A 12912-nucleotide genomic window follows, 5' to 3' on the forward strand; every position below is an offset into this window, starting at 1 on the left:
TGCTGTTCAGGGGCGGTTGAGTGACAGCGGTGACAGGTGTGACAGGTGCAGGGTGGTCACGGGTGTCACCGTGACGGCCGGGGTGTGACAGGTCCCGCGGGTGTCACACCTGCTGTCACACCTGTTCGTGCTGGTCAGCGCCGGGAGTGACAGCGGTGACAGGTGTGACAGGGCAGGGGTGTCACCGCTGTGGCTACTGCTGGGGGGCGCTGTATTCGCCGCCGGTGGTCTTGTGCAGCTGCCCGTCGTCGGCCATGCGCTTGCAGGTCTGGCGGATCGTGCTCGGGTTGAGCTCCAGGGCTTCGGCGATCGCCTTCGGTGTGAGCGGGCCGTGGTCGCGCAGCAGGCGCAGGATCGTGGCGCGGGTGTCGGCGACCAGGTGATCGGCGGCGGGGCCGTCGAGCTTGGTCCAGGCGCCGGCGTGGGCGTCGAAGGTCATCGCGTAGTCGGCTTCTTCGACGTCGCGGCCAGTTACGTGCAGCACCCCGTCGGCCTGCCCCCGGCCGCGTTCAAGCACGAGCGTGGCGTCCATGGCACCGGTCAGCCCGGCGGTGCCGGAGACGAGGTTCTGCCAGTCGTCGGCGCCCTGTTTGCGGACGTGGTGGATGAGCAGGAACGGGACGCTGTACTCGTCGGCGAGCTGCTTGAACCGGGCGCCGGCGGCGTAGTCGCCGCTGTAGGCGGACACGCCGGGGATGACCGCGCCGCGCATCTTCTCGAAGGTGTCGATGATTACCAGCCGCGCCGTCGGGTTGTCCTCCAGCCATTCCCGCAGGACGTCTTCGCCACCGGCGGTCATGGTGGGGCAGGCGGTTTCGAGGGTGAGCATCTTCGCGGCCCGGCCGCCTGCGGCAATTTGCTGCTTCCGGCGACGCTGCAACCGACGGCCGGTGTCTTCCAGAGCGCAGTAGAGGACCGGGCCGCGTTCGACTTCGATCGAGCCGAGCACGCAGTCGCCGTTGGCGATGTCGGCCCCGAGCCCGAGGGAGAGCCACGACTTGCCCAGCTTCGGCGCGCCGGCCAGCAGGTTGACCCCTTCGGCGAGCAGGCCGGGAACGGCCCACTTCGGCGGCGGGAACTCCTCTCGCATCAGGTCCGCGTCCGTCCACCGGGTGCGGCGGGCGGGCGGTGTCGGCACGGCGGTCAAAGGCCGGGGTGTGGTCATGGTGGTCTCCCTCGGGATCGGCGGTCAGGCGGCGACGGTGCGGGGCCGGTTGCGGCCGGCCCGGAGACCGGACGTGATCGTGGCTTCGGCCCCGCGGCGGGTGAACTGGTCGGTGCCGATGTGCCGGCCCGCGGCCGTGAGCAGCGCGGCGCGCACCTCGTCCTCGGTCAGCGCGCCGCCGGCCACGAGTTGCCCGAGCGCGAGCGCGGCGCCGTAGAGGGTGGCGTTGCGGTTGGTGCTGGCGTCGGCGACCTTCCCGGCCTCTGCCTTGATCGCGGCGGTCAGGTACTTGTCGCGCCGGTTGTGCGCGGGCCGCACCGGCAGCGCCGGCGGCGCGGGCAGCGGCTTCGGGGTGAGCCGTTGCACCAGCCACGCGGGCAGCGGCTCGACCGGGCCGTCGAACAGAAACCCATAGCGGTCGGCGCCGATCGGGGTGCCCGGGGCGACGACGTAGCCGCCCCACGCGCGGGTGTCGACCTTCCAGCCGAGCCCGTTGCCGCGCTCGCCCGCGGTGGAGCGCAACGTCACGTCCCCCGGCGCCGCGTAGTACAGGTGCAGACCGCCCGAGGGGGTGCGCACGGTGAGCGTGTTGCCCGGCAGCTCTTCGCCGGCGTCGGCGGCGAGGGTCGCGAGCACGTCTTCCCCGCAGTCCACCCGTTCCGCGGCCCACCGCGCCGGCACCTGCTGGCCGGGCTTGGCGGTATCGAGATCGATCACGCACAACCCGGACGGGCCGGTGGCGATCCCGATCCCGTACGGGGCGTGCGACCAGGCGGCGCGGATCTTGTCCGGGTCGGTGGTGGCGCGCTGCTCCCACGTGCGGTGCCCGTCGCCGCACCGGCCAGTCCCCAGGCAGTCGTGCTCGCCGTGCCCCGCGGGCCGCTTCGTGCCGGGCCGGAGCGGGAAGACGTGCCATCCGCGGGCTGCGGCGTCGAGCGCGGCCGTCATGAGTTCGGTGTCCATTGTGGTCATCGGGTTTCCTCCGGTCCGGTCGTGGTCAGCAGGTCGACTCGGTGGGCGGCGTCGGTGATGATGCGGGGGTGGTCGAACGCGATCCGGTCGCGGTTGCGCAGCACCCAGGCGAGCGAGAGCCACCGGGCGAGCCGCGCGTCGTCGCCGGCGGTGGGGCGCACGAGGGTGTGCAGCACGGTCCAGAACGCACCGGTCACGTAGCGACCGCGGGGGTCGCGGCCGGGCTGGTCGTACACGCCGACCTCGCCGAACCGCTCGACCAGCAGGCCGGTTTCTTCGTGGAACTCGCGCAGCGCGGCGTCTCGGAAGGTCTCGCCGGGGTCGACGTGGCCGCCGGGGAGTGCCCAGTAGCTCTCGAACGGGTCCCAGCGGCGCTGAATGAGCAGCACGTGCCAGATGCCGGCGCGGTGGGCGAAGGCGACGACGTCGCCGGTGAGGCGGGCCTGCTCGACGGTGTCGTGGGTGTCAGCCATCAAATCGGTTCCCTTCGTGCGGTGGTGGTGTGTCACGTCCCCTTCCGGTGCAGGGGTTTCAGTCGTTGCGGCGGTGGGTGCGGCCGAACTGGATGCCGATCTGCTGCTCGACGTAGTCGTTTCCTTCGGCGACGTTGGTCGCACCGGACGTCGTGCTGTCGTGGCTCGACGAGCCAGAATCCGGTGCGCGGCGGGTCGAGCGGCCCGGCCCGCTGAACGGGTCGAAGCCGCCACCGGAGGTGAACGTGGTCGAGCCGTGGTTGACGCTGACCTGCTCGCCGACGGTGGCGCCGGGCGCGGCGTAGTTGGTGAAGCGCGTGCCGTCGGGTGCGGTGTACTCGGTGACGCGCGGCTGGTCGCTGGTGGTCTGCTGCTCGTGCGGCTGCTCCGTGCTGGTGTCGCTGTGCGACTCGCGCGGCGGGGCCTGGTGGTTCTCGCTCGCCGGCGGCGGGGTGTCGGCAGTGGACTCCTGCGCGGCGGCGCGTTCGGGGGCCTTGAACGCTCCCCAGAGCGCGAGGACCTCGTCGCGCGCGGAAGTGTCGACGTCCTGCATCCAGTTCGGCGGCGTGGTGTTCGTCGAGCGGGGGTGCTCGACGACGTCCGACGTCGAGCGCGACCGGCGGCGGGTGCCATCGCTCTTGCGGGGCTGACGGCGCGTACTGCTCTGCTTCGCCTTGCGCTTGGGGGTTTTCGCCGCAGGCGGGGTGTTCGGAGTGGACGGTGCCGCCTTTTTCGGTGTCACGTCCCCCGCCTGAGCTGCGGTGTCCGGGGTGGGCTGCTCGTGCTGCTCCATGCGGGGCTCCTGCTCGGCCTGGTGGGCGGTGTTGTGGGCGTCGAGGTCGCTGCGGGCCTGGTCGAGTCGGGCGTTCGCGCTGGCCAGGGCTTCGGTGTCGCCGGCGGCTGCGGCCTGCGCGGCGGCGTGGCAGGCGCGGGAGACGCGCTGTCGGATCGCGGCGTGGGTCCGGCTTCGGCTGGATCCGCCGGCGCAGCGGCGGCCACCGTGGGCGGATGAGCGACACATGCGGTTTTCCCTTCCGTAGCGTGAGGTGTGGTCGACACGAGCGGTGTTCGGCGAGCGCGTGCGGTCAGAGCCGGATGTTGGTGAGCCGCCCAGCGGCGATCAGCCGTGGCGCGAGGGTGTTGATGCGGTCCCAGTGGCGGCCGACCGCCGCGCGGGCCAGAGACCGCGCCTTGCCCTCCGACAGCCGGGTGTCCAGACCCTTGCTGACGTGGCGGAAGTTGCGGATGTCATAGCCGGCGTTGCCGCGGCTGGCGTGACCACTGCGGTGGTGGCGCAGCCAGCGGTCTTCGGCCTCGAAGCCGCCCCAGCAACCCACTGCGTAGCCGGCGAGGTTATTGGGGTCCCACTCCACGGAGCAGTGGCCGTCGTCGCCGCTGTGCACGATCTCCGTGATCGTGAGTCCGGCGTCGGCCCAGACAGCGGCGTGCCCAAGCTCGTGCACGGCGATCCGGAGCTGGTGAGGGTCTTGCGGGTTGCGGCGGGGGCTGAACCATCCCATGTCGAGTGTCCTCTCATTGGTGACGGTGCGTGACAGTTTTTGGCATGGATCGGCTGGCGCGAGCACTCGGTGTGGGTGTCGCGAGGCGGGTGAGGTCGGGAGTGAGGTGCTGGATTTCGGGTTAGGTTTCTAACCCGGCGGGTGAGATCTCCCAGGTCGGCGGTGAGCTGCGGAAAGTTAGTCGAGTGAGGTGGGTTAGGTCCGCCGTGAGACCGGTGGTTTGCGGGTCTGCGGGCAAACTTCGCGGCCGGTGTGCGGACCTAACCCGGCCCGGTTCGGGCTACTCGTCTTCGTCGAGGTCGCTGGTCGCCTGTGCGGCCATAGCCTCACGGATCGTGACGGGGTCGATGGGGTAGCGGTTGCCCGTGCTGGGCACCTTGACGCCCCGCTGGGCGAGCAGGGCACGCAGCTTGGTGCCGTCGAGCCCCGCGTACTCGCGCCCGTCCAGCGCGATGAGCAGGGGCGCGACCTTGGCTGCGGCCAGGGGTTCGGTCACGTCCCTGAGCACCTCGTCGAGGTCTTCGAGCAGATCCCGCGGCGCCGGTGCCTCGATCAGGCTGGTCGGACGGTCGGCGCCGGGGACGTGACTGCCCTTGAGCGCGGCGAGCGACCGCTCAATCAGCGGGGTGACCTGGTCGTTGTCCTTGGCGACGTCGAGGAAGTACACCTGTACGATCTCCGAGCGCTCACCGGAGAACCCCTTGACGACAGCGGTTCCCCTGTCAGTGCCCGGAATCAGCTCCGTGGCGCGGTGACCTGCGGCGTAGGCGCCCTGCCCGAGCAGCGCGTCATTGGCGACGTGGTCGCCCACGGCGAACGCGATACCGTTCGAGCAGTTGCGCGTCACGTCCCTGGGCATGCTGTCCTTCGTCGGCGCCTGCGTCGACACGATCATGTGGATGGCGCGCTTACGGCCCAGGCGCACGATGTCGACCAGAAGCTGAGCGATGTCCTTGCCGTACGTCGGGTGCTGAATGGCGACGTGCGCCTCTTCCAGCACGCAGAAGATCGGGTGCAGCCCGACGCCCTTGGACGCGTATTCCCTGGTGACAGCGGGAATCTCGTACTTCACGAGCAGCTCGCCGCGAGCCTGCACTTCGGCGTGCAACTCCCGCAGGTCAGCGAGAATCTGCGCGATCTTCTCGTCTTCGGCACCCATCACGTAGCGGGAGCAGCGCGGGGCGAATACCTCGAAGTCGAAGTTCGCGTCCGGCACCCAAATCCGCAGCTCCACCGTGGGGTCCAGCGCGGCGCCGATCGCGATCACGCGGTCCGCGGACGACTTGCCCTGACCGGGAATACCGCCGGTTATCGTGTTGCGCTCGATCACCGGGCAGAGAATCGGTTCCCCGCGCAGCGTCCGTCCGAACGGGACACCCTTGAACACGTCCACGAGCCCGCCGTCGAGCAGCGGGTACGCGCCAGCACCTTCCGCGAGCGCGCCCTTGTCAGCCACCCACAGGTCCAAGATGCCCTCCTCGCTGCCCGTGGTGGGCCACACCTCTTTGGACAGACGGTGCAGCCCGGTCGCGAGATCACCACGACGACGCGCGATCTTCTCCGCGGTCACACCGGCGGGCAGGCGCACCACGGCGTGGGTGCCGCGCCCGTCGCGACGGGCCGGGGTGAGGTACTGCATCGGCAAGCCTTCCTTGAGGTAGTTCGTGATCTGCGGGATCCGCAGTGCTGCAAGGGCTTGCGCGATGGTGGTCTCGTCGATCGTGAGGTCAGCGTCCGCGCCGCGGTTGGTGGCCAACCAGCCCGGCACCTTCCCGCGCTGCTTGCCTTCCCGGTACGCACCCAGCACCACGCCGGCGGCGACCACCCACGGCGCGACCGCCACGAGCGGGGTCCAGGTCCAGGCGATCGCGGTGAAGATCCAGCGCAGCGCGTCGAACACGCCCCCGATGACGCCGGTGAACGCGCCGGCGCCGGAGACCTGCACGAGGATCCCGATGAGCAGCACCATGACCACCGCCGCGGCCAGGGAGATCGCGCCGACCTTCATCAGCCGCTTCATCAGCTCGGGCAGTTCCATGATCCGGCGGTGGCGAGCTTCCTTGACGGTTTCCATGCGTTCCAGCCATTCCTTCACCTGTTCGCGGTCGCCGACGGCTTCGGCGGCCTTGATCTGGCGGCGGTAGACGCCCATGGTCGAGGCGTCCCACGCCCGGCCGCGCCACGAGTCGAGTCCGGCGACCACGGTCATGCCGTGTCCGACCAGGGCCTTGGTCCGCTCGTGACTGGCGACCTTTTTCGCGGTGCGGGCGACCACGACCGCGTCGTTGCGGTAGCCGGCCCAGCGGGCTTGCGCGAGTTCCTTCTGCGTCACGCGCGCCCGGTACTCGGCGTCGGTGAGGATCTCGTCGGGCTCGATCGCCTCGCCGTGCTCGACGCGCACGGGCAGTTGGTGGATGGTGGCCAGCTCGCCGGCGGCCGGGGTGGTGGTGTCGTGGGTGTTCATGGTGGTGTCCTCCCGGGTCACTGGTGGTTGGCCTTGAACTCGTCGCGGAGCTTGCGGGCCCACTCCGCCTTGCAGCGGAGCGTGGTGCGGATCGAGTTGGCCGACTTCGGGTTGATCTCCACGGTCGGGTCGGCCAGCGCGGCGTAGAAGTCGGCGCGGGCGTCCTCGAACGTGCGCACCTTCGGCGCCGGGTGGGTCGGGGTGGATTCCTGCTGGTCGTCGGGGTGGTCGAGGGTTTGCACCGGGGCGTCCACGATCGGGTCGTCTTCGACCTGGTCGGCCGGTGCGGCGGGTCGGTCCTGGGTGGCGAGCCACGTGCCGATCTCGTCGGCCAGCACCTCACCAACCGGGGTGAGCGTCGGGCGGCGCAGCGGGCGGCGGGTGAGGGTGAAGTGGCCGGCGTCGAACACCAGGCGGGCGTCACCGAACTCGTCGATCTCGGCAACCGCGTGGCGCACCGCGGCGGTGCGCACCTTGGCGATCTTGCGGGTTGCCTGTCGCTCGATCTTCGCCTCGTCCCGCTCGGCGCGAGAGCGGCGCGGGGAGGCCACGGCGATCTGGTGGGCGATCACCCCGGCCACGGACACGATGCCCATGACCACGGCGGCGTCCCACCCGCGGTGCAGCCCGTGCAGGACGTTGAGCGCGAACCCGACCCCGGAGAACAGCCACACCCCGGTCTTGAGCGCCCACGTCGGACGGTCCGGGTGCCGGCGAGCCGAAACCTCGACCGCGAGCGCAAAGGCCCACATGCCCAGCTCCGACAGGGCCGGCAGCGCGTTGCCGGTCCAGTCGCCGTAGGTGTCCTGCCCGTAGCCGGCCATCGCGGGGATCGCCATGACCGCGGACACCATCGCGAGCAGGTAGATCGGCAGCTTGACCCGGTTCGCGTCCACCCACCCGGTCACCCGGGCGAACGCGGCGGCGCGAGCAGCCTTGCGGTCGGCGCGGCGCGCCTTGGCGAGGCCCGCGGCGGCGGCCTGGTCGGCGCGGCGCTGCTCGGCCTGCGCGGCGGCGGCGGTCAGGGTCCGGTCGAGCTTGGCGGCGGCGTCCGCGCGGCGCTGCTCGGCGTCGGCGATGCGGTCCGCGCGCCGGTTCTCAGCCCAGGTGCTCATCACGCGCCCTCCCTGTTCTCGTCACGTCCCCCGGCCACCTGCACCGGGGCGCTCTCGTCGGTGTTGTCGTTGCTGATCTGCCGCGGACCGGGGCCACTGGTGAGGGCGGCGCGGGTGCGGCGGGTGTGCAGCTCGTGCGCGCCCCACGCCGCGGCCGTGGCGACCGAGCCGAGGGCGATCCAGCCGGCGAGCAGCCAGCCCAGGACCAGCGGGGCGGCGACAGCGAGCAGTTCCGCGAAGTGCCAGGCGATCCACTGCGTGGCGGCCTCGGTGCGGGTGCAGGTGGTGTGTCGAGTGGTCATGTCGGTCACCTCCGTCAGTCAGTCGGAAAGAACTGGTTGATCGGGCCGCGAGGCGGACGGGAGGCCTGCGCGGTGGCGCAGCGGTCCAGCTCACCCATGACCTCGGCCAGGATCCGCACGATCAGCACAAGCGGGATCCGAATCAGATGCAGGACCAGGAACAGCAGGACCGTGACCGTGTGGCGGATGAGCGCCAACGTGCCGTAGCGCTGCAAGACGTCGAAGGTGGTCACGAGCGGCCACCTCGCTTCGGCGCGGCGGCGATCTCGGCCCAGCCGGCGCCGTCCGCGGCCGACGCTCCGTTATTCATCCGCGCCCCGAGCGCCGTCGCCGCGGCCAGCGCGAGCGTCGCGTGGGCCTGCGCCCGGGCGGCGATCTCGGTGCGCTTCTCGATCGACAGCTGGCCAGTCTCGTCGTCGGCGATCCAGTTGAGCAGGTTCTGTGCGGCCCGGAAGTGGTCCGGCCTGGTCGGCGGTGTGCTCATCGGTTTCCCTCCTTGCGGGCGGCTTCGGCCCGGGCGCGGTCGATCTCTTCCTCTTGGGACTGGACCTGGTCGTGGAACACACCGGAGTCGCTCACGCGGCCACCCCCAGCCGGTCGGCCTGCTCGATCTCGAAGCAGGCCCAGCACTGGCGGGTGCTGGTCGGGACGCAGTAGTCCTGGACCTCGGTGCAGTCGACGCAGGTGCGGCGGGCCTCCATCGCGTGAACCATCTGCCCCGGCGCCGCGGTGCGTTTAGGGGCGGCCAACTCGACGGAGAACAGCTCCGCGACGGTCTCCCGGGCGTAGGGCTTGACGTGGCGGAACACGAGCAGCGCCACCGGGTCCTGCCCGTTGGGCCGCAACCTGGCCTCCCGCAACTGGCCCTTGGTCAGCAGGGTCGAAGGGGCCTCGCCCCAGCCGAACACCGGCAGCCCGTCGCGGAACCCGCGACAAAGGCACACGTGGTGGGTGCGGCCGTCGAACACCCTCGTGATCTGCTGCTTGCCGTTGCGGGGGTTCACCGGAGCTCACCCGCCCAGGCTCCGTGCAACTCGTCCCCGGCCAGCTTGATCAGCTGCAACGCGACGTCGCGGTACACCCCGGCGCGGGGCTGCTTGATCGAGGCCGGAACGTCGTCGTTGGCGAGCAGGAAATCCGCGTTCGCAGTGAGGGTGTCCGCGATTTCGCACAGGCGGCCGGCGATCTCGCGGGAGATCAGCCGGTTCAGCTCGTGCGGCGTGTACACGTAAGTCTCGGGCGCGCTCGGCTGGTCGACAGCGGTGCGCGGGGCTTCGTGCGTGGCTACCATCTGGTGTTCCTCCGTGCGGTCTTGCGGCTGGATGGTGGAACCCGGCGCGGCGAGCGCGTTCTTGGCGGAGTGAGCCGCCGCGTCGGGGTTGAAGATCAGGCGCGTGGTCATCAAGCGGCCTCGTCCTCGATCGCGCGGGTGGCCTGCGCTCGGACCGGCAGCGAACGGAGCACCGTGCGCCCGGCCCGGCGCTGCCGGCGGCCGGCGCCGCGCTGGTCACGGAAGTCGTGCAGGAAGTCGTGCATCGCGGCCACCTCGGTGGCCGCCAGATACAGCTCCAGCTCTTCGGCCGCGTCCTCCAGATCCCGGCGATCCGAGGCACGCGCGGCGGCGTCCTGAACGGCCAGAACGTCGAACTCGTCCGTGCCGTCGAACGCGGCTTCGGCCTGGCGACGGCTGATGTGTGCGGACCTCATCTGGTCTCCTTTCATCGTCTGACCTAATTCAACATAGGTCAGCATGCGTCAGTTGCAAGTCGGCCATTCGAGTGAACTATGTCGGTGTGTGTCAGAGCGGTACGCTGATCACATGGACTCGATCGGCGGGGCTGCATATCAGCGCGTGGCGGAGGCGATCCGTCACGACATCCGGAGCGGAGCCTTGAAAACGGGCGACAAGCTTCCGGGGAACCGAGACCTTGCGGAACAGCACAGCGTTGCTCTTGCGACTGCTCAGAAAGCTGTTCGGTTGTTGCAGGACGAGGGTTGGGTCGCGACCACTCCTGCCGTTGGGGTTTTCGTCAGCGGAGTCCCTGACGAGTCGACCAGTGTCGAGGCGCAGCTGCGCGACCTGCGCGCTGCCGTCGCGGATCTCTCCGCCCGGCTTGAGCGCATCGAAGGCGGAGCTAGTTAGCGATGGCGTGCCCGAATGACGCGAGCGCATCTCCGACGCTGCCCAGCCATCCGAACGCCGCACGGGCGAAGCTAGCGGCCTCTGCAGGCTGCCTGATCACGACCACGAACAGGCCCAAGATGAGCAGCGTGCCGATGACCTTTCCTCGTGCGCTGCTGCTCTTCTCCTGGACAACCGGCGTCGTTTTGCGGGCCATGGTGATCTCCTTCTCGGTCGGTTCCAGCCGATCCGTTCGGCGGTATGTACCAAGAAAACCGCAGCTCACGGGACGTCGGAACCGCACTTCCCGGGATCTTTCAGGACGTCTCAGGAGACGCTCGCGTCCCCCGAAAACGTCCCAAGCGTCCCTGCGCTCGATGGGAGTTCGACGTGGCCAATGACCGCCTACGGACGGCCATGCTCGCCGCCAACCTGGACGTTCACAGCTTGGCTGGCAAGGTCGGCGTCGACTGGAAAACGGTCGACCGCTGGATCGGCAAAGAACGCGTGCCACATCGTTCGACGCGGCAGAAGGTTGTGGCGGTACTTGGTGGTCGAGAAGAGGACCTGTGGCCCTCGCTGGCCGCAGACAGCCGTCCTGCGCAGAGTGAATCTGAACTCCTCCACCTGTACGAGTCACGTTCCGCGATCACCGGCGCAGCGTGGGACGCGTTGCTGAACGGCGTGCAGCACAGCATGGACGTGTTGGTGTTCTCGGGCGCCTTCCTCGTCGAGCAGTACAACTTCGTGCCGCTGGTGCGGCAGAAGGCCGCGGCGGGCGTTCGGTTTCGACTGCTCGTCGGCGACGAGACGGCGCCGGCGGTTGTCCAGCGAGCCGTGGAAGAGCGCACTCCGGGAGGCCTCGAAGGCCGCGTGCAGCTGATGCGCCGTTACCTCGCGGACGTGGTCGACTTGGATGGCGTCGAGGTCCGCACGCACGGCGAGATCCTCTACAACTCGCTGTACCGATTTGACGAAGACCTGCTCGTCAACGGGCACGCGTTCGGTGCCCTCGCGGGGCAAAGCCCGGTGATGCACCTGCAACGACGACCGAACGGCCACATGTGGGAGCACTACATGCGGTCGTTTGAACGAACCTGGGACCTGGGCGTCCCGGAGAAGGCGTAGGGATGATGGCTCGCATCGACTACTTCGACGACCCGAACGCGCCGGCCGCCAACAGCGTGGTGCCGTCCGTGACTGTGGTCGTACGCGACGACCAGGGTCGGGTGCTGCTCATCCACAAGATCGACAACGACTTGTGGGCGCTCCCTGGCGGCGGGCACGACGTGGGGGAGAGGATCACCGATACCGCTGTCCGCGAGGTCAAGGAAGAGACCGGCGTGGACGTCGAGATCGTCCGCCTCGTCGGCACGTACACGGATCCGAGGCACGTCATGGCGTACGACGACGGCGAGGTCCGCCAGCAATTCTCCCTGTGTTTCGAGGGTAGGTGGGTCGGCGGGCAACCCAGGGAGGACGGCACGGAAACCAAGGCCGTGCGTTGGGTACCGCCAGCTGACCTAGACGGTCTCAACATCCATCCGTCAATGCGCCTGCGAATCGACCACGCACTCGACACGGGGCGCACGTCGCCTTACCTTGGCTGACCGACCAGCCGCGCCTCAGTCCTCTGGACGGACTCCTTGAGAATCGGGGCAGCCTTGACCCACGTCCGATGGACGGGATCGTCAGACGGATAGCGCTTCAAGATCTCGGAGATTCGTTCGTCGTAGGTCACGCGCTCACCGCCTGGCCCCGTCGTCAGGTCCGCCGTCACCAGTGCGTCCAAGGCCGCCGAGTCCTCGAATGGAAACTCGTCGAGCTGGGTGGCCAGACCCCGCTCCTCGGCTTCGAACCGAGCACCTGAGTGATGGGCAACCAGGTTCACGACATCATCGGGCCACCCATGCTCGCGCAAGTATCGGGCACCGTCGAGTGGGTGGAACCGGGTGTATCCGATTTCCGCGGAGTAGCCGATGTCGTGCAGCCAAGCGGCACTGACAAGAACATCACCCTCGGTGTCCGGAATGACCACTGAGAGTTGACGGGCACGTCCTGCGACACTCTGGACATGGCGCCAGCGGCGACCCAGTGGAGCGACCAATTTCTCGGCCAAGCCAGCAGCTTCGTCGACGGTGAACATGGTTGCCAACGCTACAGGGGGCAGCATGCAGGAGCCATGACGCTCGCCTGGCTCAAGATCGCTGCGTTCTTTCTCATGCGGGGACGTCGTCTGCGTGCTGGACTCAAGGCGACCTCCGGCGGAGCGGCAGGCCGACCGTGCCGCAGTCGGGACGGGCTGCTGTAGGGCTCCCAAAGTGCGCGGTCGTGCTCCAAAATTGCTGGATTCGGCCACTGTGGGCGCGGGTGCAGAAGCTGGCCTGTAGAATTGTCATAGTTCGGGAACTGCCTCTGGGTGGGGCCAGGTCGCTGAAGATCCACTTAATCAAATAGGTTGGCTAACAGTGTTGCATTGGATTGACGCTAATAAGGGCTGGCTCTTTGATGGTCTGTTCGTTGGTCTCCCCATTGCGATTGTTGGAGGTATCTGGGCGCTTATTCAGCGACGCAACCGCAAGAATTCACGCGACGACGGTGGTAAAAATGTCTCGCAGCGGCAAAAGTCGGGCAAGAATTCGATAAATTTTCAATCAGCAGAGAAACTTGAGATCAAGGATTTCAAGATTGATCGGGTGAAGGAGCATGATAGTGTCGACCCAGAAGCAGAGTAGTGGAGACTGCTCCACAAACGTGCAAGGGCACACGGTCAATCTAG

At 68.7% G+C, this 12912-nt stretch carries 19 protein-coding genes; 4 read left to right on the top strand and 15 right to left on the bottom strand.

The window, feature by feature from the left end:
* Nucleotides 1-193: 193 nt before the first annotated feature.
* The 13 genes from AB0F91_RS31750 to AB0F91_RS31810 all read right to left on the bottom strand — a co-directional run bounded on the left by AB0F91_RS31750 (nucleotide 194) and on the right by AB0F91_RS31810 (nucleotide 9718).
* Complete coding sequence (locus tag AB0F91_RS31750; protein WP_360603462.1) at nucleotides 194-1165, bottom strand: AAA family ATPase; 972 nt, start codon at nucleotides 1163-1165, stop codon at nucleotides 194-196.
* Nucleotides 1166-1189: 24 nt separating this feature from the next.
* On the bottom strand, nucleotides 1190-2137 hold the full coding sequence (locus AB0F91_RS31755; protein WP_360603464.1) for a bifunctional DNA primase/polymerase: 948 nt from the start codon (nucleotides 2135-2137) through the stop codon (nucleotides 1190-1192).
* Nucleotides 2134-2610, bottom strand: a complete 477-nt coding sequence (locus AB0F91_RS31760; RefSeq protein ID WP_360603466.1) for an NUDIX hydrolase — start codon at nucleotides 2608-2610, stop codon at nucleotides 2134-2136. The genes AB0F91_RS31755 and AB0F91_RS31760 overlap by 4 nt, the downstream gene beginning before the upstream one ends.
* A 58-nt stretch (nucleotides 2611-2668) precedes the next feature.
* A complete protein-coding gene (locus AB0F91_RS31765) occupies nucleotides 2669-3631 on the bottom strand; it encodes a hypothetical protein (protein ID WP_360603468.1) in 963 nt (320 codons plus the stop codon).
* A gap of 64 nt (nucleotides 3632-3695) precedes the next feature.
* A complete protein-coding gene (locus AB0F91_RS31770; protein WP_360603470.1) occupies nucleotides 3696-4130 on the bottom strand; it encodes a hypothetical protein in 435 nt (144 codons plus the stop codon).
* 280 nt (nucleotides 4131-4410) lie between these two features.
* Nucleotides 4411-6594 carry a cell division protein FtsK gene (locus AB0F91_RS31775; RefSeq protein WP_360603472.1) on the bottom strand — a complete coding sequence of 728 codons (2184 nt, stop codon included), beginning with the start codon at nucleotides 6592-6594 and terminating at the stop codon, nucleotides 4411-4413.
* Between the two features lie 17 nt (nucleotides 6595-6611).
* Entirely contained in the window at nucleotides 6612-7709 is a 1098-nt protein-coding gene (locus AB0F91_RS31780; protein ID WP_360603474.1) for a hypothetical protein, read from the bottom strand.
* Nucleotides 7709-8011, bottom strand: a complete 303-nt coding sequence (locus AB0F91_RS31785) for a conjugal transfer protein TraH (protein WP_360603476.1) — start codon at nucleotides 8009-8011, stop codon at nucleotides 7709-7711. Before AB0F91_RS31785 ends, AB0F91_RS31780 begins: the two co-directional genes overlap by 1 nt.
* 14 nt (nucleotides 8012-8025) lie before the next feature.
* Complete coding sequence (locus AB0F91_RS31790; RefSeq protein ID WP_360603478.1) at nucleotides 8026-8244, bottom strand: hypothetical protein; 219 nt, start codon at nucleotides 8242-8244, stop codon at nucleotides 8026-8028.
* Nucleotides 8241-8495 (bottom strand): hypothetical protein, encoded by a 255-nt coding sequence (locus AB0F91_RS31795; protein ID WP_360603480.1) that lies wholly within the window; start codon nucleotides 8493-8495, stop codon nucleotides 8241-8243. Before AB0F91_RS31795 ends, AB0F91_RS31790 begins: the two co-directional genes overlap by 4 nt.
* 91 nt (nucleotides 8496-8586) lie before the next feature.
* Nucleotides 8587-9015, bottom strand: a complete 429-nt coding sequence (locus AB0F91_RS31800; RefSeq protein WP_360603482.1) for an RRQRL motif-containing zinc-binding protein — start codon at nucleotides 9013-9015, stop codon at nucleotides 8587-8589.
* A complete protein-coding gene (locus AB0F91_RS31805; protein ID WP_360603484.1) occupies nucleotides 9012-9413 on the bottom strand; it encodes a hypothetical protein in 402 nt (133 codons plus the stop codon). Before AB0F91_RS31805 ends, AB0F91_RS31800 begins: the two co-directional genes overlap by 4 nt.
* A complete protein-coding gene (locus AB0F91_RS31810) occupies nucleotides 9413-9718 on the bottom strand; it encodes a hypothetical protein (protein WP_360603485.1) in 306 nt (101 codons plus the stop codon). Before AB0F91_RS31810 ends, AB0F91_RS31805 begins: the two co-directional genes overlap by 1 nt.
* A gap of 112 nt (nucleotides 9719-9830) precedes the next feature.
* On the opposite strand from AB0F91_RS31810, the gene AB0F91_RS31815 reads away from it, so the two are divergent.
* The gene (locus AB0F91_RS31815) at nucleotides 9831-10154 is read left to right on the top strand and encodes a winged helix-turn-helix domain-containing protein (protein ID WP_360603487.1); all 324 of its coding nucleotides are present in this window, start codon (nucleotides 9831-9833) and stop codon (nucleotides 10152-10154) included.
* Here the strand turns inward: AB0F91_RS31815 and AB0F91_RS31820 are convergent.
* A complete protein-coding gene (locus AB0F91_RS31820) occupies nucleotides 10147-10350 on the bottom strand; it encodes a hypothetical protein (protein WP_360603489.1) in 204 nt (67 codons plus the stop codon). The genes AB0F91_RS31815 and AB0F91_RS31820 overlap by 8 nt on opposite strands.
* Nucleotides 10351-10523: 173 nt before the next feature.
* Here AB0F91_RS31820 and AB0F91_RS31825 point away from each other — a divergent pair, with 173 nt between their 5' ends.
* Both AB0F91_RS31825 and AB0F91_RS31830 read left to right on the top strand, forming a co-directional pair.
* Nucleotides 10524-11261 (top strand): helix-turn-helix transcriptional regulator, encoded by a 738-nt coding sequence (locus AB0F91_RS31825; RefSeq protein ID WP_360603491.1) that lies wholly within the window; start codon nucleotides 10524-10526, stop codon nucleotides 11259-11261.
* 5 nt (nucleotides 11262-11266) lie between these two features.
* Nucleotides 11267-11743: an NUDIX domain-containing protein gene (locus AB0F91_RS31830; protein ID WP_360603651.1), complete on the top strand. Its 477-nt coding sequence runs from the start codon at nucleotides 11267-11269 to the stop codon at nucleotides 11741-11743.
* Here AB0F91_RS31830 and AB0F91_RS31835 read toward each other — a convergent pair.
* Nucleotides 11731-12279 (bottom strand): HD domain-containing protein, encoded by a 549-nt coding sequence (locus AB0F91_RS31835; RefSeq protein ID WP_360603493.1) that lies wholly within the window; start codon nucleotides 12277-12279, stop codon nucleotides 11731-11733. The two genes, AB0F91_RS31830 and AB0F91_RS31835, sit on opposite strands and share 13 nt — an antisense overlap.
* A gap of 322 nt (nucleotides 12280-12601) precedes the next feature.
* On the opposite strand from AB0F91_RS31835, the gene AB0F91_RS31840 reads away from it, so the two are divergent.
* Nucleotides 12602-12868 (top strand): hypothetical protein, encoded by a 267-nt coding sequence (locus tag AB0F91_RS31840; protein WP_360603495.1) that lies wholly within the window; start codon nucleotides 12602-12604, stop codon nucleotides 12866-12868.
* Nucleotides 12869-12912 lie beyond the last annotated feature (44 nt).

Origin of the sequence: Amycolatopsis sp. NPDC023774, from assembly GCF_040639695.1 — a bacterium.
Taxonomy (GTDB): domain Bacteria; phylum Actinomycetota; class Actinomycetes; order Mycobacteriales; family Pseudonocardiaceae; genus Amycolatopsis.